This is a genomic window from Pseudarthrobacter sp. BRE9 (genome assembly GCF_031844305.1).
In the GTDB taxonomy this organism is placed as follows: Bacteria; Actinomycetota; Actinomycetes; order Actinomycetales; family Micrococcaceae; genus Arthrobacter.
The window spans coordinates 91,722-108,184 of record NZ_JAUZUY010000006.1; the positions used below are offsets into that span (position 1 = coordinate 91,722).

The following is a 16,463-nucleotide window of genomic DNA, read 5'->3' on the forward strand; positions in this document are numbered from 1 at the left end:
TGTGACTGGTTGTGACTTCCCCGGCCTGCCGGCGGCACCCGCTGCACCCCGGCTATAACCTCAGGCTTCAGCGCCCTTGGCTGCGCGGAAACCGGCTTCCAGGTCGGCCAGGATGTCATCGATGTGCTCCAGGCCCACGGACAGCCGGACCAGTCCCGGATTTACCCCTGCCACCGCTTGCTGCTCGGGTGAGAGCTGGCTGTGGGTGGTCGACGCCGGGTGGATGACCAGGGAGCGGACGTCGCCGATGTTGGCCACGTGGGAGTGCAGTTCCAGGGCGTCGACGAAGCGCTTGCCCGCCTCGGCTCCGCCGGCCAGGGTGAAAGCCACGACGGCGCCTGTCCCCTTGGGCCCGTACTTGCGGCCACGTTCGTACCAGGGGCTGGACGGCAGCCCCGCGTAGGCGACGGATTCGACGTCGTCCCTTCCTTCCAGCCAGCGAGCCACTTCCGTGGCGTTGGCGACATGGCGTTCCACGCGCAGGCTCAGCGTTTCCAGTCCCTGGGAGATCAAGAACGCGTTGAAGGGGGACACGGCTGAGCCGAGGTCGCGCAGCAGCTGGACGCGGGCTTTGAGGATGTAGGAGAGGTTGGCGCCCAGCGCACCATCGGCACCAAGGTCGCGGGCATAGACCAGGCCGTTGTACGTGGGGTCCGGGGTGTTGAAGCCGGGGAACTTTTCCGGGTCTTTACCGAAGTCGAATTTGCCGGAGTCCACGATGACGCCGGCGATGGCCGCACCGTGGCCGCCCAGGTATTTGGTGGCCGAGTGGATCACAATGTCAGCGCCCCACTCCAACGGGCGGATCAGGTAGGGAGTGGACAGGGTGTTGTCCACGATCAGTGGCACGCCTGCCCGGTGGGCCACCTCGGAGATCCCCTCAATATCCAGGACGTCCTGGCGGGGATTGGACACCACTTCACCGAAGAAGAGCTTGGTGTTCGGCTGGACGGCGTTGCGCCACTGGTCCAGGTTGTCGGGATCGTCCACGAAGGTGACCGATATGCCGAACTTCTTCAGTGTGTGCGCGAAGAGGTTGTAGGTTCCGCCGTAAAGGCTGGGGCTGGCCACAATGTGGTCCCCGGCCTCCGCAATGTTCAGGACCGCGAAGGTCTCGGCGGCCTGCCCGGAGCTCAGCAACAGTGCGGCCAGGCCTCCCTCAAGGCTGGCGATCCGCTGTTCGACCGCGTCCTGGGTCGGGTTGCCGATCCTGGTGTAGATCGGCGCAAGTTCGGCCAGGGCAAAACGGTTGGCTGCGCTTTCGGCGCTGGGGAACACGAAGGACGTGGTCTGGTAAATCGGCAGTGCACGGGCTCCTGTGGCACTGTCCACTTCCTGGCCTGCATGGATCTGGCGGGTTTCGAAGGACCATCCGTTGGACATCCAAATCTCCTTTGACATGGGCCCGGCATGCGTGGAGCAGTACGGGCCGCGCTTGCTTTCCGGCTCTTGCCGGACAGCCAGGTCCTCACCCGGGGCACCCCACCGCGGATGGAGGGTTGCCGGCCAGCGAGCCGGGGCTTGACGCTGGCGCTCATGACCTGCGCCCAGTCTAGGAACCGGTGCTCACCTCGGACAGCATTGTGACGAACAAGGTCTTCCAGCGCCTTCGGGGTGCCACGGGTGGCCGCCCGACGCTCATCCGGGGCCGCCGCTGCCGTCCCCATTGCGTGCGTTTCCAGCCCTTTTTACGGGCCAGGTTTCCAGTAAGGGTACCCTTAGCTGAGAGCCGGATCACAAAGTGCCAAGATGTTGCCATGCGCATGGATCACGTCTCTTACGCCTGTGAAACTGATGGCCTCGCGGCCACTACCGAACGTATTTCATCTGCCCTCGGCGTTGAGGCAGTGAAGGGCGGGGTCCACCCCCGGTTCGGAACCCGGAATATGATCATCCCGCTCGCCGGGCACAAGTACTTGGAAGTCGTGGAGGTCCTGGACCACCCGGCATCGGACAAGGCACCGTTCGGACAGGCCGTGCGTGCCCGTTCCGCAGCCGGTGGGGGTTGGATGGGCTGGTGCGTCGAAGTGGACGACCTCGCCCCCTTCGAGGCACGCCTTGGCCGCGCTGCCGTGAACGGCAACCGCAAGTTCCCGGACGGCCGGGAACTGGTCTGGAAGCAAATTGGCATCCTTGGCCTTATCGCCGATCCCCAGGTTCCGTACATGCTCAAATGGGAAGGTGACCCGTCGCTGCACCCGTCCAACGCCTACCCCAGCAACCTTAAGATGAGCTGCCTGACCATCGCCGGCTCCGCCTCGCGCGTGACCGAGTGGCTGGGTGAGCCGGTGGAGAAGCCGCTTGAGGACGTTGCGGTTGAATGGGTCGCCCCGCACGGAACACCGGGCATCCTGTCGGTCACGTTCGAAACCGCCAACGGAGCCGTCACCATCTGACGCTCCTCCCCTTTTCCCGGCACGTCCGGGAGTTGGGTTCGCCGGGCCGGTGCCCGGACCTGCTTCGGCCGCCATCAGGTGGTGACAACGGCGTCACCACCTGATGGCGGCCGAATTCTTTTAACTGACTCCTTCCGCGGCCGGGGTTCTGCAAAACTTTGATTGTCAGTGCCTCGTTGGATGATGTTTCCATGGGAATCAGCAGCGGTGTTGGTGTGGCTTTGGAGGGGGTTCATGCCTCCGTTGCCGCCCTCGATTCGCTTGCTGCTGAGGATACTTTCATGGCTGCCGGCGTTGGTGTTGGGGCTGATGTGGATGTGTTGCAGCGGCGGTATGAACTCCGGTTGACCCGGCTGGAAGTCTCGTCCCGTTTGAGGGCACAGCTGGCGGCCGTGGAAGCCCAGGACGCTGCCGAGTGCGTCGGGTTCCAGCAGGCACTGCTTGCTCCGGACGCGCCCGTACACGAGGGGACGTTCGCGGAGCTGTCAGTGGTGGAGGAAATCGCCGGGGTCCTGACCATCAGCTCAGCTGCTGCCGGGTCGTTCGTGGAGCAGTCCCGGCGGGTGTGCGCCCTGCCGCAGGTCCTGGAGGCTTTGGCCGCCGGGGACCTGTCCTGGCAGCACGCCCGGATTGTTGCCGACGAAACCGAAGGCCTCACCCCGGACGGTGCCGCCGCGTTAGTAGCCCACTTTTTCGACCCGGATGCCCCCAACCCGGCCCGCGGCGCCGCCCCCGGTGAACTCGTTCCCTCCCGGTTCCGCACCAAGGTCCGCGGCTGGCGGGAACGCCACCACCCCGAAACACTGGGAAAGCGCCACGCCAAAGGCGTCGTGGACCGGCGGATGGAATACACCCCGGACCGCGACGGCATGGCCTGGATCTCCCTCCACCTCCCCGGCGACACCGCCTGCGCCATCTGGAACCGCACCACCGCCACCGCCCGCGGCCTCCAAGGCCCCGATGAGCCCCGCACCCTCACCCAACTCCGCCCCGACATCGCAGCATCACTCCTCCTCGGAACCGGAACGTCTGCGCGTGAGGCCGCTGCGGGTGGGGCGGCCGGGACGACTGGTGATGCTGCGGGAACGGGTGCAGGCAGCGTTTCCGGTACCGGGAGCGCTGCGTGGAGCAATAGTGATATTGGACGAGTCCCCACCCCGCGTGCCGACGTGCTGGTCATGGTCCCGGTCTTCTCCCTCCTCGGCATCACGGACGAACCCGCAGAACTGGACGGTCACGGCCCGATCCCGGCGTCGATGGCCCGCAAACTCGTCGCGGACGGGGCGGAGTCGTTCTACCGGGTCCTGGTCGACCCCCGCGACGGCGCCCCGTTGGAGATTGGCCGCAAACGCTACCGGCTCCCCGAGACCATCAAGCAATGGATCCGGATGCGGGACGGAAAATGCACCTTCCCCGGCTGCAACAACCACACCTCCGACAACGAAACCGACCACCTCACCGCCTGGGACCACGGCGGCACCACAGGCGCCGGCAACCTCGGACAACTCTGCCCCAAACACCACCGGCTCAAACACGCCAGGCCATGGATACCCGATAAGGCAACGGAAAACGGACCGCCCGGCTGGACTTCCCCGACCGGCCGCCACTACAAACCAGAACATCACGACCCCGAACCAACCCACTGGCCCCCGGGCATTTTGCCGTCGAATCTATCCACCGTTGCACCGGAGGCGACTGCCGCACCAAATGTCACAGCGCCATCGGTTGCCGCAGTCTCAGGGCATGCCGGAGGGCGGAATGTCGCAGGACCAGCGGAGGATTTACCCTGCCAACCGCTACTTGCTGAGGCGCCAATGTGGCTGCTGGAGGCACCTGAACATGAGGAACCTGACGGCGAGAACCTGCTGGAGACGGATGATCTTTGTGCTACCGATGCCCTATGGGACGACTTTTACGCGATGCCCTTTGTGTTGCCGCCTGACCCGCAGGCGGACTGGCAGTTGCTGCTGTCGCTGATGTGACAGCATCAATCCGACGCTGGCTCAGGCCTTAGTGCGGGATGGCTCGGTCAGGCGACGGCCCCTGGCCTAGGAAGGGGTCACTGGAAAATCAAGGGCCGCCCAGCAGGCCGCAACCAAACGCTCCTTCGGCTGTTAGCACGACGATGAACGCCCTGGCTTCACCCGAAGGAGGTTCTGCAAGGATCGCGGCTCCACCCGCTGTCGTGCCTTGTTGGCTCATTCCGCTCAAATCGCGGTGCGCAATCGCTGGAGTCGGACCACAGTCATAGTCACGGCCGGCGAACTGCACTCGTGAAGGAATTTCCCTGGGCCAGAGAGCCCAGTCCGATGTTTGCTGATGGACGCTCCATAACCGCCCAAGAACCAGAAGTCCGGCCAGCACCGTAGCCGCCAGCAGCGACCATAGTGTCAACCGCGACCCCAGCCTCATGGTGCACACGATCCATGAAAGCGATCTGATGGTCAACAGGCAATCAGCGTGAACAGGTCGCTTCGAAGCCAGCCGATTCCCACCCCCGGCTGATGTCCCGGACCGGCCCTAGCCCAGCCCCACGGCTTTGCCGAACAGGCTGAATCCGACGAAGGCCACGATGTCCAGCAGGGCGTGGGCGATGACCAGTGGCATGACCCGGCGGGTTCGGGTGTACAGCCAGGCGAACACCACGCCCATCACCGCATTGCCAATGAAGGGACCGAAGCCCTGGTACAGGTGGTAGCTGCCGCGCAGCACAGAGCTCGCCGCAATGGCCAGCGGCGTGCTCCAGCCGAACTTGCCAAAGCGGTCCAGGAGATAGCCCACCACAATGACTTCCTCAAGCACGGCGTGCCGGATGGCGGACAGGATGAGGACAGGCACGGTCCACCAATAAGCATCCAGGGCACTGGGGATAATGGCGGTGGTGATTCCGAGGGCCCGGCCGGCCGCATAAAGCCCCAGCGAGGGTATGCCGATCAGCGCAGCCAGTCCGATGCCCTGCAGCAGGTCCTTGCCGGGCCGGGCGAAATTGAATCCGAGTTTCTGGAATGCAGAGCGGGAGTTGCCGGCGTCACCCGGTCCTGCCTGGCGCTGGTCCGTCAGGAAGCGTTGGTCCGTCAGGAAGTACAGAACCAGCAGCACCGGCACCAGGGCAAAGATAATGTCCAGCAGCTGATAGGTGAGGTCGAAGTATTCGCGGGTGCTCTGTGAGCGGTTGAGGGTGGACGTGCCCTCGGCCAGCGGGGCGCGGGTCATCTTGTCCAGCAGTTGCACCACGGAGTAGACAGCCGACTGGCCCAGGGACAGGCCCAGGACGATCCAGACTTCGAGCCGCAGTCGACGGCGGGAGGGAACCAGCATGTTCCCATCTTGCCCTCAGTTTCTGGATCCGGGCTGATGGAACTGCCGAACGACTGGACTCCCCGGAAATCAGGCGGGCGCCACAATCACTTCCGTGCCGTTGGCCTCAAAGGCAGCCTTGTCGCGGGGCGAGATGCCGGCATCGGTAATCAGCCGGGTGAAGTTGTAGCCGTCCATGGTGGCGAAGGCCCGCACGCCCACCTTGGAGGAATCGGCCAGGACATAGGACACCCGGGCCCTGCTGGCGAGCAGGGCGTTCACAGATGCCTCCCCCTCCCCCGTGTTGGTGGGCCCGACTTCGGGGTCAATGCCGTTGACGCCGATGAACGCAATGTCCAGCACCACCTTCTGCATGATGATGTCCGTATAGGGCCCTACCAGTTCGTAGGACCGCGGGTTGAGGATGCCGCCGGTCACCATCACCTTGATGTTGGGCCGCACCGCCAGCTGGCCGGCGATGTTGATTGCATTGGTGACCACCGTGAGGGTGGGCTGGTTGGAGGGGGCGTTGAGGTCTTCGCGGGTCGCGAGGATCTGCGCGAGCGCGGTGCTGGTGGTACCCCCGCACAGGCCAATCACTGCCCCGGGCCGAATCAACGCCGAGGCGCACTGCGCGATCTGTTCCTTGGCTTCGGCATGGTCGTCCCGGTTGTAGCGGCCGGGAAGATCGTAGGCCAGGGCACCGGTGGTAGCACCCCCACGGGTGCGCGTCAGCAGTCGTCGCTTGGCCAGGCTGTCCAGGTCGCGTCGCGCGGTGGCTGGGGAAACATTGAGGGTGCTGACAATCTCGTCGACCTCCACTTGGCCGGTCCTGGCCAGCAGGTCAAGGATCGCCGTTAACCGGTCAGTGCGCGTCATGCAACGGAGCCTTTCATACATCAGCCACCGTTATCGATGACGTTTCCTGATTATAAGGGCAGAGAAAGAATCAGGAAAAATCAGAATTCCGCCGTGGACCTACCGTGCTCTGGCTCCGGCCCGCCACACAGCGTATGTCAACGGCATGCCCGGACGGTAAGCGAGATGCGTCGCGGAGGGGGCATTCAGCAGGTGCAGGTCCGCCCGGTGCCCGACGGCAATGGACCCCACGGCCCGTTCCCCGTCGGCATCGGGGCCGCTTTCCTTGTGCAACGCCAGGGCACCGCCGTAGGTGGCGGCGCGGACGGCCTCGTGCACGCTCAGGTGCATCTGGAGGACAGCGGTGGTGACGCAGAATGCCATGGAACTTGTGTACGACGTACCGGGATTGCAGTTGGAAGCGAGCGCCACTTGCACACCGGCGTCGAGAAGCTCACGGGCCGGTGCCAGCGGCTGGCGGGTGGAGAGGTCGCAGGCCGGGAGGCAGGTAGCCACGGTGCCCCGTACACCCGTCCCGGTGGCGGGGTCCCACCCGGACCAGGAAGCAGCGAGGACCTTCACGTCCTGCCCCGCGAGGTAGTTGACGTGGTCCACGCTGGCGGCGCCCAGCTCCACGGCAAGCTGCACGCCAGGGCCCTCGCCCAGCTGGTTGCCGTGCACGCGCAGGCCCAGGCCGGCGTCGCGGCAGGCCGTCAGCACGCGGCGGGACTGTTCGGCCGTGAACGCACCTTCCTCACAGAAAACGTCAGCCCACTGGACGTACGGGCGGACGGCGTCAAGCATCGGCCCGCAGACCAGGTCGGTGTACTCGTCCGGGTCTTGGCCGGCAGGAACCAAATGGGCGCCCAGGTAGGTCACCTGGTCCGCTAGGGTGGCGGCGATCCGCGCGCTCCGGGCCTCGTTCCCGATGTCCAGGCCGTAGCCGGTCTTCGTTTCGAGGTAGGTGGTTCCCTGCGAGACTGCCTCGGCGACCCGGCCCATGGCCAGGCGGGTGAGGTCGAAATCGGACGTGGCACGCGTGGCGTTCATGGTGACGGCAATCCCGCCGGCGGCATAGGCCTCCCCCGCCATCCTGGCTTCAAATTCTGCGGTGCGGTCCCCGGCAAACAGCAGGTGGCTGTGGGAATCCACCCATCCCGGGAGCATGGCCCGCCCGCCGGCGTCAATGGCGTCGTCCGCCGCCGGGGCATCCGCTGCAGCCCCGATCCACGAAATCCTCTCCCCTTCGACCACTACCGCCGCATCCTTCAGGACCCGGTGTTCAAGGTCCTGGGTCATCAGCTCGGCAATGTTGGTGATCAGGGTACTCATGGGACCATTCTTCAGCGTCGAATGGACCAGCGGGTGGCAGCCAGGGCCTGCGCTGTCCGGGATGCCGGACCGTCGCTGGCCGCGCCTCCGGACGCTGCCTGGCCCGCCATAATCCGGTCACCAAGAATCTGGCCCGCTGCCAGTTCAGCCATGGCAGCGGAGGTCTGGAAACCGTAGCCGCCCTGCCCGGCGAGCCAGTAGAAGCCGGGGGCTTCGGCATCGAAGCCAGCCACCGGAACCCCGTCGGCCGCCTCGGTGCGCAGGCCGGTCCAGGCCCGGCGAATTCCCGTGATCCCCAGGCTGGTGATGGAGTTCAGCTTCTCCACCAGGCGTTCCACGTCGCCGGGCCGCGGCTGCGCGTCCTCGGGACCGCTGGGCACCGTTTCGGACGGTGAAATCAGTACGTCGTCACCGTCAGGGCGGAAGTAGAACGTATTGTCCGCTGCCGCCACCATGGGGGTGGCGGGAGGCAGGGGGCGTTCGACGGCGGCGATCGCCGCGGTGCGCCGGTACGGCTGCAGCCCCAGCTTCTCGACGCCGCTGATCACCGCGAGCTCGTCCGCCCAGGCACCGGCCGCGTTGACCAGGATCCCCGCTTCGAACCCCTCGGCGCCGGCGCCTACCTGCCATCCGGAACCGAGCCGTTGCGCCGAATGAACGCGGGCCCCGGTGATGATGTCCGCCCCGGCAGCCTCAGCACGCTGCCGGTGCCCGGCCAGGAGCAGGGGCGCGTTGCAGCCAAAGGATCCTGTGTCCAGCCCGGCGGCGGCGAAGGTACGCGGGAGCAGGGCCGGACACAGCTCGAGCGCCCGGTCCACGGTGATGGCCTGCATGTGCCCGCTGGCTTCCGCGGCCACATCCGCCTCGGAGCCAACCAGCATGAAGCTGCGCGGTGTGAGGACCGGCTCCGGCAGTTCCGCGTCGCGGGCCGCAATCAGTTCCAGGGTCCGGACGGTGAGCTCCTGCACCACGGGAGGACCGTAGCTGGGGATCAGCTGGCGGGCGGAGCGGGAGGACGTGTGGTACGCCAGTTCCTGCTCCGCCTCCACCAGCGCGACGCTGCAGCGGCCGGCCAGCTCGGAGGCCAGGGACAGGCCGGCAATGCCGCCTCCCACGATCAGGACATCGTAATGTGCTGCCATCCGTCCATCCTCGCAGAGTTCGCGTCCCCTGGAACGCCTGTCAGGCCGCTGCCTCGGCACGGCTGGCGACGAAGGCACCCACACATGCCTCGACGTCGTCCGCTGAATGCGCAGCCGATAGCTGCACCCGGATCCTCGCGGCACCACGCGGGACCACGGGGAAGCTGAAGGCGGTGACGAAGACGCCGTGCTGCAGCATGTGGTCGGCCACCTTGGCGGCCATCACGGCATCACCAAACATGACCGGCACGATGGCGTGTTCGCCGGGAAGCAGGTCGAAGCCCTCCTCGGTCATGCGGCGGCGGAAGAGTTCGGCGTTTTCGAACAACCTGCGGCGCAGGTCGGCCGAATTTTCCACCAGGTCCAGCGCCTTGAGGGTGGCGGCCACAATGGCGGGGGCCAGGGAGTTGGAGAACAGGTAGGGCCGCGCCTTCTGCCGCAGCATGGCAACGATCTCCCGGCGGCCGGACACATAGCCGCCTGATGCTCCGCCCAGGGCCTTGCCGAAAGTGCCGGTGTAGATATCCACCCGATGTGACACCCCGGCGTGTTCGGGGGTGCCCGCGCCGGTGGCGCCCATGAAGCCCACAGCATGCGAATCGTCCACCATCACCAGGGCGCCGTATTTTTCGGCCAGGTCGCAGATGGCCTCGAGCGGAGCCAGGTAGCCGTCCATCGAAAACACGCCATCCGTGACGATGATCTTCCGGCGGGCGTCCTGCGCCTCCTGCAGCCGGGCCTCGAGTTCGGCCATGTCCTGGTTGGCGTAGCGGTAGCGGCGGGCCTTGCACAGGCGGATGCCGTCGATGATGGAGGCGTGGTTCAGGGCGTCGGAAATGACCGCATCCTCGGGGCCGAAGAGGGATTCGAACACGCCGCCATTAGCATCGAAGCAGCTTGAGAACAGGATGGTGTCCTCGGTCCCGAGGAATGTGGAAACCCTGGCCTCGAGTTCCAGGTGCAGGTCCTGGGTCCCGCAGATGAAACGGACACTGGCCATGCCGAAGCCGCGCTCATCCATGGCGGCCTTGGCGGCATGGATGATGTCCGGGTGGTCAGCCAGGCCCAGGTAGTTGTTGGCGCAGAAATTCAGGACGTCAGCGCCCGGGCCGCCAACCCGGCCGGCGGTGATGTGGCTGGACTGCGGTGAGCTGATGCTGCGTTCGGTTTTGTAGAGCCCGGCGGAGCGGATTTCTTCCAGCTCGTCGTGGAGCTGGTCCTTGAGGGAGGTGTACATGGGTTTCCTTACAGTCGGGTCCAGTCGAGGACAACTTTGCCGCCAACGCCGCTGCGGGCAATGTCGAAGCCCTTCTCCCAGTCCGTGGCGGGAAGCGTGTCCGTGACCACGGCGGAGATGCCGGCGTGCAGCACGGGGTTGGAGGAGAGCATGGCACTCATGGCGTACCAGGTTTCGTACATCTCGCGGCCATAGATGCCCTTGAGGGTAAGCATGTGGGTGACCACCTTGCCCCAGTCGATGATGATCTCCTGGCTGGGCAGGCCCAGCATGGCGATCCGGCCGCCGTGGTTCATGTTGTCGATCATCTCAGGCAGGGCGGAGGGGTGGCCGGACATTTCCATTCCGACGTCGAAGCCTTCGCGCATGCCGAGCTCGCGCTGGGCGTCGCGGACCCGGGTGGTGGAGACGTCGATGGCGAGGTCCGCCCCGAGCTGCCGGGCCAGGTCCAGCCGGGGCCGGGAGATGTCGGTGATGGCGATTTTGCGGGCCCCGGCATGGCGGGCGACGGCGATGGCCATCAGGCCGATGGGGCCTGCGCCGGTGATGAGGACGTCTTCGCCCACCAGCGGGAAGCTCAGTGCGGTGTGGACCGCGTTGCCGAAGGGGTCGAAGATGGCGCCAAGTTCGGGGGTGACGGAGGGGTCGTGGTGGACCCAGACGTTGGTTTCCGGGATGACCACGTACTCGGCGAAGGCGCCGTCGCGCTGGACTCCCACGCTGACAGTGTGGATGCACATCTGGCGGCGGCCGGCCCGGCAGTTCCGGCAAATGCCGCATACCACGTGGCCTTCGCCGGAGACCCGGTCACCCACTTTGACGTCGCGGACGTCTTCCCCCACCTCCACCACTTCGCCGTAGAACTCGTGGCCGGCGATAAGGGGCGCTTCGATGATCCCCTGCGCCCAGGCATCCCAGGACTGGATGTGCAGGTCCGTCCCGCAGATGCCGGTGGTCATGACCCGGATCTTCACGTCCGCCGGGCCGGCCTCGGGCTCGGGCCGGTCGACGAGTTCGAAACCGGCCTGCGGGCCGGCCTTGTAGAGGGCCTTCATTGGCATCCTTACTTCTTGTGCATTCAGAGAGGAGGTCTTGTCCTCCTCATTGAAGCCCCGCGAAAGGTTTAGCACAACAAGGATCTTCTCAATCGACAATGTAGCGATTGCTAATGATTAGACTTGGATCGTGGAAGTACATCAGCTGGAGATCCTGCGCGAGCTGGGAGCACTGGGAAGCGTAAAGGCCGTAGCAGACACACTCATGGTCACCCCATCGGCCGTGTCGCAGCAACTGGCCCACCTGCAGCGGACAGTGGAGGTGCCGCTGACGCGCAAGGAGGGCCGGAACCTGGTCCTCACGGAAGCCGGCCAGGTGCTCGCGGACGCAGGCGCCGCCGTCGTCAGCGCCATGGCCGACGCCCGTGGAGCCCTGGGCACATATCACGACTCGCCGGCGGGCAGGGTAACGCTCAGCGGTTTCCACAGTGCGGGGCAAGCGTTGTTTGCGCCGCTGGCGCGGATGCTGGACCGGCCGGAACACCCACGGATCGAACTGTCTGATGAGGACGTGGCGCAGCAGGACTTTCCTGCCCTCACCGCCCGGTACGACCTGGTCCTGGCGCACCGGATGGACCACAGCCCCCGCTGGCCCGCGGAACGGGTCGCCGTCATCCCGCTGGCCCACGAGCCCCTGGACGTGGCACTGCCAGCCGGGCACCCATTGGCGCAAAAGGACACGGTCACGGCGGACGACGTCGGTGCCGAGGCCTGGGTGACCAGCCACCCCGGCTACTCCCCGGCCGACGTCCTGGCCGCCATCGCCGCCGTGTCCAGCAGGGAGCCCAACATCGTCCACCGCATCAACGACTACTCTACCGTTGCGGCGCTCGTGGCCGCCGGCGGGGTGGTGGGCCTGCTGCCCAGGTACACCGCAGGACCAGTCCTGAACCCGGACATCGTGCTGCGGCCGCTGGAGGGCATCAGCACCCGCCGCAGGATCGACCTGCTGGCCCGGCCGGAAAACCTGAAGCGGCGGGCCGTGGTGATGGTCTGCGAGGCACTGGAGGACATCATGGCCGGGCTCGTGCGCCAGGGCTAAGTGGGGCTGGTGCGCCGGGGTTTGGGAACGCCGGAGTGGCGGAGGGAGCCGCCCTATTCGCCGTCGTCGTCCTGGTGGTTGCCGTCGTCCTGGCGGTTACCGTCGTCCTGGTGGTTACCCTGGCCCATCTTGTGTCCAAGGCCGTGGCCCCGTCCCAAGCCGTGCCCCAGCCCAAGGCCGGGCCCGTCCCCGGCACCCTTCACAATCCGCCCGGCCGTGGCCTTGTCCCCGTCCTTCATGCCGGAAATGCGGACGGCGTCTCCCACGGCGATGTCCGCGATGGTTCCGTCCGTCGGCCTAAGCCGCTTGCCGTCGTCGCCCGGGGCATCTGGACCATTTGCGCCTGAGCCGCTTGTCCCCGAGCCGTTTGTCCCGGAACCGTTTGCCCCGGAACCGTCCGCGGCCGGGGCTGGAATCCTGGTGATTTTGGTATCGCCATTGACCGTGTAGGTCTGGGAGAAGCCGTCCTCGCTCTTGACGGTGATGGCGGAATCGCTGACCGATTCCACGGTCCCGCGCTGTTCCAGCCTGGTCTGGAAGGTTCCGTCGGGGTTCTTGACCACGCCCTCGCCGTGGAGGGGCTGCGGACGCTGGGCCTTCTTGTCCTGTTTTTTCTGCTGGCCGGGCGCCTTCTCCTGGCCGGGCGCCTTCTCCTGGCCCGGCGCTGACTGGGAAGGCGACGGCGTGGGCGTGCCGGTGGCGGACCATGCCAGGGCAGTTCCCGTTCCCGTCAAGGCGAGGGCCACTGCCCCGGCCAGCGCGGCCTTGCGCATCCTCATTGGTTCCCGGACCACCATGGTTTGTTCCTCCCGCGCTCCCCCGGGGCAGCAGCGCCCCGTGGGCTCCAGTGTAAGTCCACCGCCAATGCGCAGCCACGGGTACTTTCGGCCACCGCCGCCTGAGTACTCAACACGTAGTCGAACGCGAGCGGTTGAATGCGGACCGGGCCGCAGCCCGATGCCACGAAGGTTCATGGCGACGGAATCTGCGGCCCGGCTTGGGTCCCTGAACAGCTGGTGCTAGAGGGTGACGCCCAGCTTCTCGAGGATGAGCTCGCGGACGCGGGCGGCGTCGGCCTGGCCGCGGGTGGCTTTCATGACCCCGCCCACGATCGCGCCGATGGCCTGGACCTTCCCGCCCCGGATCTTGTCCGCGACGTCGGGCTGGGCGGCAAGTGCGGCATCAATGGCTTCCAGGAGGGGACCGTCGTCGGAGACCACGGCGAGGCCGCGCTTTTCGACGATCTCTTCCGGGGTGCCTTCGCCGGCGAGCACGCCGTCCAGCACCTGGGTGGCCATTTTGTTGTTGATCTTGCCGGCCTCCACCATGCGGCTGAGCTCCACGACGGTGGCGGGCTGGACCCCCAGCTGGCCGGGATCGACGTCGGCGGCCTTGGCGCGGCCCACGATCTCACCCATCCACCACTTGCGGGCCACGGACGCCGAGGCGCCGGCCGCGATGGTTTCCTCGATCTCATCCAGGACGCCGGCGTTCACCACGTCGCGGAATTCGAGGTCAGAGTAACCCCAGTCCGCCTTGAGGCGCTTACGGCGCTCGGCCGGCGGTTCGGGAAGCGTGGCGCGCAGTTCCTCCACCCATTCGCGGGAGGCCACCACGGGGACCAGGTCCGGTTCCGGGAAGTAGCGGTAGTCGTCCGCGTCGGACTTGGGCCGGCCCGAGGTGGTGGTGCGGGTGTCTTCGTGCCAGTGGCGGGTCTCCTGGACCACGGGGTTGCCTGAGTCCAGGACGGCGGCATGGCGCTGGATCTCGTAGCGGACGGCGTGTTCGACGGCGCGCAGCGAGTTCACGTTCTTGGTTTCGGACCGGATGCCGAACCGTTCGCGCCCGTGCGGGCGGAGCGAGACGTTGGCGTCGCACCGCACGTTGCCGCGTTCCATGCGGGCATCGGAGACACCGAGGTTCTTGACGATCTCCCGGATGGCGGCCACATACGCCTTGGCCAGTTCCGGCGCGCGGGAGCCGGCGCCCTCGATGGGCTTGGTGACAATCTCCACCAGCGGGACACCGGCGCGGTTGTAATCCACCAGGGAGAAGTCGGCGCCGTGGATCCGGCCGGTGGCACCGCCCATGTGGGTCAGCTTTCCGGCGTCCTCCTCCATGTGTGCGCGCTCGATCTCCACGCGGAACACAGTGCCGTCCTCGAGTTCAACGTCCAGGTAGCCGTCGTAGGCGATGGGCTCGTCGTACTGGGAGGTCTGGAAGTTCTTGGGGGTGTCCGGGTAGAAGTAGTTCTTCCGGGCGAAGCGGCAGGATTCGGCGATCTTGCAGTTCAGCGCCAGGCCGATTTTGATGGAGGACTCCACCGCCGTCTTGTTGACCACGGGCAGGACGCCGGGCATCCCCAGGTCCACCTCATTGACGTTGGTGTTGGGCTCGTCACCGAAAACGTTGGGGGCCGAGGAGAACATCTTGGTCTTGGTGTTGAGCTCCACGTGGACCTCGAAGCCCAGGACGGGGTCGTACTTCTCCATGGCTTCGTCGAAGCTCAGGATTGCCTCGGTGTTCATTATTTTGCCTCCTGGGTTTCGAGGGTAGCGGCTGCGGCGAGGTCGGGAGCCTGGGCCAGCAACGGGCCGCCCCACTTGGCTTCGAGCAGCGATTCCAGGACCGCACCCACCCGGTAGAGGCGGGCGTCCTCACGGGCCGGGGCCAACAGCTGGATGCCGACCGGCAGTCCGTCCTCGTCAGCCAGGCCGCCGGGGAGTGACAGGCCGGGAACCCCTGCCAGGTTGGCGGGGATGGTGGCGACGTCGTTCAGGTACATGGCCAGCGGATCGTCGAGTTTTTCGCCCAGCGGGAAAGCCGTGGTGGGGGCGGTGGGCGAGATCAGGACGTCCGCAACCGTAAAGGCGGCGTCGAAGTCCCGCTGGACCAGAGTGCGCACCTTCTGGGCGGAGCCGTAGTAGGCGTCGTAGTAGCCGGCAGAGAGGGCGTAGGTGCCCAGGATGATGCGGCGCTTGACTTCGTCGCCGAAGCCGGCGGCGCGGGTGGCACCCATGACGCGTTCGATGGTCATGGGCCCGTCCTCGGGGAGGACGCGCAGGCCGTACCGGACGCCGTCGAACTTGGCCAGGTTGGAGGAGGCCTCGGACGGCATGATCAGGTAGTAGGCGCCCAGGGCGTACTGGAAGTTGGGGCAGGAGACCTCCACGATCTCCGCGCCGGCTTCCTTGAGCAGTTCCAGAGCGTCATTGAAGCGGTTTTCTACGCCGGCCTGGTAGCCCTCGCCGTGCAGTTCCTTGATGATGCCGATCCGCAGGCCCTCGACGTTGCCGGTTTTGGCGGCGGCAACGAGGTCGGCGAGAGGGTCCGGCAGCGAGGTGGAGTCACGGGGATCGTGGCCGCCGATGACCTGGTGCAGCAGGGCGGAGTCCAGGACTGTGCGGGTGACCGGGCCGATCTGGTCCAACGAGGAGGCCATGGCGATGGCACCGTAGCGGGAGACGCTGCCGTAAGTGGGCTTCACGCCGACGGTTCCCGTGACGGCCCCGGGCTGGCGGATGGAGCCGCCGGTGTCCGTACCCAGGGCCAGGGGTGCTTCGAAGGCGGCAACGGCCGCGGCCGAGCCGCCGCCGGAGCCGCCCGGGATGCGGTCCAGGTCCCACGGGTTGCGGGTGGGGCCGTAGGCCGAGTGCTCGGTGGAGGAGCCCATGGCGAATTCGTCCAGGTTGGTCTTGCCCAGGATGGGCATCTTCGCGGCGCGCAGGCGCTCCACCACGGTGGCGTCGTACGGGCTGTGCCAGCCTTCGAGGATCTTCGAGCCTGCGGTGGTGGGCTGGCCGATGGTGACGATGAGGTCCTTGACGGCGATGGGGACGCCGGCCAGGACGTGCAGGGCCTCGGCGTCAGCACCGCCGGCGGCACGGATGGCGTCAACCTCCGCGGCGACGGCGAGCGCTTCCTTGGCGTTGACGTGGAGGAAGGCGTTGACCTTCCCGTCGACGGCGGCGATGCGGTCCAGGTAGGCCTGGGTAACTTCGACGGCGGTGACCTCGCCGACGGCGAGCTTCGCAGCCAGCTCCGCGGCGGACAGGCGGATCAGGGTCTCGGCGCTGGTGCCGGTGGTGTTGTGTTCAGTCATGG

The 16,463-nt window shown here is 66.5% G+C and carries 13 protein-coding genes and 1 riboswitch; of the genes, 3 read left to right on the forward strand and 10 right to left on the reverse strand.

From position 1 onward, the window contains the following. Positions 1–60: 60 nt before the first annotated feature. Positions 61–1,383: a bifunctional o-acetylhomoserine/o-acetylserine sulfhydrylase gene (locus Q9R31_RS12815; RefSeq protein WP_311263106.1), complete on the reverse strand. Its 1,323-nt coding sequence runs from the start codon at positions 1,381–1,383 to the stop codon at positions 61–63. Positions 1,384–1,426: 43 nt separating this feature from the next. Further along, positions 1,427–1,542: riboswitch (SAM riboswitch) on the reverse strand. Positions 1,543–1,757: 215 nt separating this feature from the next. On the opposite strand from Q9R31_RS12815, the gene Q9R31_RS12820 reads away from it, so the two are divergent. Beyond that, positions 1,758–2,396 (forward strand): VOC family protein, encoded by a 639-nt coding sequence (locus Q9R31_RS12820; protein ID WP_311263107.1) that lies wholly within the window; start codon positions 1,758–1,760, stop codon positions 2,394–2,396. 191 nt (positions 2,397–2,587) lie between these two features. Continuing rightward, positions 2,588–4,378 carry a DUF222 domain-containing protein gene (locus Q9R31_RS12825; RefSeq protein ID WP_311263108.1) on the forward strand — a complete coding sequence of 597 codons (1,791 nt, stop codon included), beginning with the start codon at positions 2,588–2,590 and terminating at the stop codon, positions 4,376–4,378. Between the two features lie 538 nt (positions 4,379–4,916). Here the strand turns inward: Q9R31_RS12825 and Q9R31_RS12830 are convergent. The 6 genes from Q9R31_RS12830 to tdh form a co-directional block, all read right to left on the reverse strand. Next, positions 4,917–5,714 carry a CPBP family intramembrane glutamic endopeptidase gene (locus Q9R31_RS12830; RefSeq protein ID WP_311263109.1) on the reverse strand — a complete coding sequence of 266 codons (798 nt, stop codon included), beginning with the start codon at positions 5,712–5,714 and terminating at the stop codon, positions 4,917–4,919. A gap of 69 nt (positions 5,715–5,783) precedes the next feature. Then, positions 5,784–6,572 (reverse strand): DeoR/GlpR family DNA-binding transcription regulator, encoded by a 789-nt coding sequence (locus Q9R31_RS12835; RefSeq protein WP_018771901.1) that lies wholly within the window; start codon positions 6,570–6,572, stop codon positions 5,784–5,786. A 99-nt stretch (positions 6,573–6,671) separates the two neighbouring features. After that, positions 6,672–7,883, reverse strand: a complete 1,212-nt coding sequence (gene hutI, locus Q9R31_RS12840; protein WP_311263110.1) for an imidazolonepropionase — start codon at positions 7,881–7,883, stop codon at positions 6,672–6,674. 11 nt (positions 7,884–7,894) lie between these two features. Then, positions 7,895–9,025: an FAD-dependent oxidoreductase gene (locus Q9R31_RS12845; protein ID WP_311263111.1), complete on the reverse strand. Its 1,131-nt coding sequence runs from the start codon at positions 9,023–9,025 to the stop codon at positions 7,895–7,897. Between the two features lie 40 nt (positions 9,026–9,065). Further along, entirely contained in the window at positions 9,066–10,262 is a 1,197-nt protein-coding gene (locus Q9R31_RS12850; RefSeq protein WP_311263112.1) for a glycine C-acetyltransferase, read from the reverse strand. Positions 10,263–10,270: 8 nt separating this feature from the next. Beyond that, positions 10,271–11,317 carry an L-threonine 3-dehydrogenase gene (gene tdh / locus Q9R31_RS12855; RefSeq protein WP_311263113.1) on the reverse strand — a complete coding sequence of 349 codons (1,047 nt, stop codon included), beginning with the start codon at positions 11,315–11,317 and terminating at the stop codon, positions 10,271–10,273. Positions 11,318–11,447: 130 nt separating this feature from the next. Here tdh and Q9R31_RS12860 point away from each other — a divergent pair, with 130 nt between their 5' ends. Then, positions 11,448–12,359 (forward strand): LysR family transcriptional regulator, encoded by a 912-nt coding sequence (locus Q9R31_RS12860; protein WP_311263114.1) that lies wholly within the window; start codon positions 11,448–11,450, stop codon positions 12,357–12,359. 53 nt (positions 12,360–12,412) lie between these two features. Here Q9R31_RS12860 and Q9R31_RS12865 read toward each other — a convergent pair whose 3' ends face one another. From Q9R31_RS12865 to gatA, 3 genes are all read right to left on the reverse strand, one after another. Further along, on the reverse strand, positions 12,413–13,138 hold the full coding sequence (locus tag Q9R31_RS12865) for a DUF5666 domain-containing protein (RefSeq protein ID WP_311263116.1): 726 nt from the start codon (positions 13,136–13,138) through the stop codon (positions 12,413–12,415). 240 nt (positions 13,139–13,378) lie between these two features. Beyond that, positions 13,379–14,887, reverse strand: coding sequence for an Asp-tRNA(Asn)/Glu-tRNA(Gln) amidotransferase subunit GatB (gene gatB, locus Q9R31_RS12870; protein WP_311263117.1), 1,509 nt, complete (start codon positions 14,885–14,887; stop codon positions 13,379–13,381). Then, the gene (gene gatA, locus Q9R31_RS12875; RefSeq protein WP_311263118.1) at positions 14,887–16,461 is read right to left on the reverse strand and encodes an Asp-tRNA(Asn)/Glu-tRNA(Gln) amidotransferase subunit GatA; all 1,575 of its coding nucleotides are present in this window, start codon (positions 16,459–16,461) and stop codon (positions 14,887–14,889) included. Before gatA ends, gatB begins: the two co-directional genes overlap by 1 nt. Positions 16,462–16,463: the final 2 nt, after the last annotated feature.

What these genes read in the sequence shown, in the direction of transcription:
- Q9R31_RS12825 (WP_311263108.1), top strand. Translation starts at nt 2,588, where the DNA reads ATGGGAATCAGCAGCGGTGTTGGTGTGGCTTTGGAGGGGGTTCATGCC.
- Q9R31_RS12835 (WP_018771901.1), bottom strand. Translation starts at nt 6,572, where the DNA reads ATGACGCGCACTGACCGGTTAACGGCGATCCTTGACCTGCTGGCCAGG.
- gatB (WP_311263117.1), bottom strand. Translation starts at nt 14,887, where the DNA reads ATGAACACCGAGGCAATCCTGAGCTTCGACGAAGCCATGGAGAAGTAC.
- Q9R31_RS12865 (WP_311263116.1), bottom strand. Translation starts at nt 13,138, where the DNA reads ATGAGGATGCGCAAGGCCGCGCTGGCCGGGGCAGTGGCCCTCGCCTTG.
- Q9R31_RS12830 (WP_311263109.1), bottom strand. Translation starts at nt 5,714, where the DNA reads ATGCTGGTTCCCTCCCGCCGTCGACTGCGGCTCGAAGTCTGGATCGTC.
- gatA (WP_311263118.1), bottom strand. Translation starts at nt 16,461, where the DNA reads ATGACTGAACACAACACCACCGGCACCAGCGCCGAGACCCTGATCCGC.
- Q9R31_RS12845 (WP_311263111.1), bottom strand. Translation starts at nt 9,025, where the DNA reads ATGGCAGCACATTACGATGTCCTGATCGTGGGAGGCGGCATTGCCGGC.
- Q9R31_RS12815 (WP_311263106.1), bottom strand. Translation starts at nt 1,383, where the DNA reads ATGTCCAACGGATGGTCCTTCGAAACCCGCCAGATCCATGCAGGCCAG.
- Q9R31_RS12850 (WP_311263112.1), bottom strand. Translation starts at nt 10,262, where the DNA reads ATGTACACCTCCCTCAAGGACCAGCTCCACGACGAGCTGGAAGAAATC.
- Q9R31_RS12820 (WP_311263107.1), top strand. Translation starts at nt 1,758, where the DNA reads ATGCGCATGGATCACGTCTCTTACGCCTGTGAAACTGATGGCCTCGCG.
- hutI (WP_311263110.1), bottom strand. Translation starts at nt 7,883, where the DNA reads ATGAGTACCCTGATCACCAACATTGCCGAGCTGATGACCCAGGACCTT.
- tdh (WP_311263113.1), bottom strand. Translation starts at nt 11,317, where the DNA reads ATGAAGGCCCTCTACAAGGCCGGCCCGCAGGCCGGTTTCGAACTCGTC.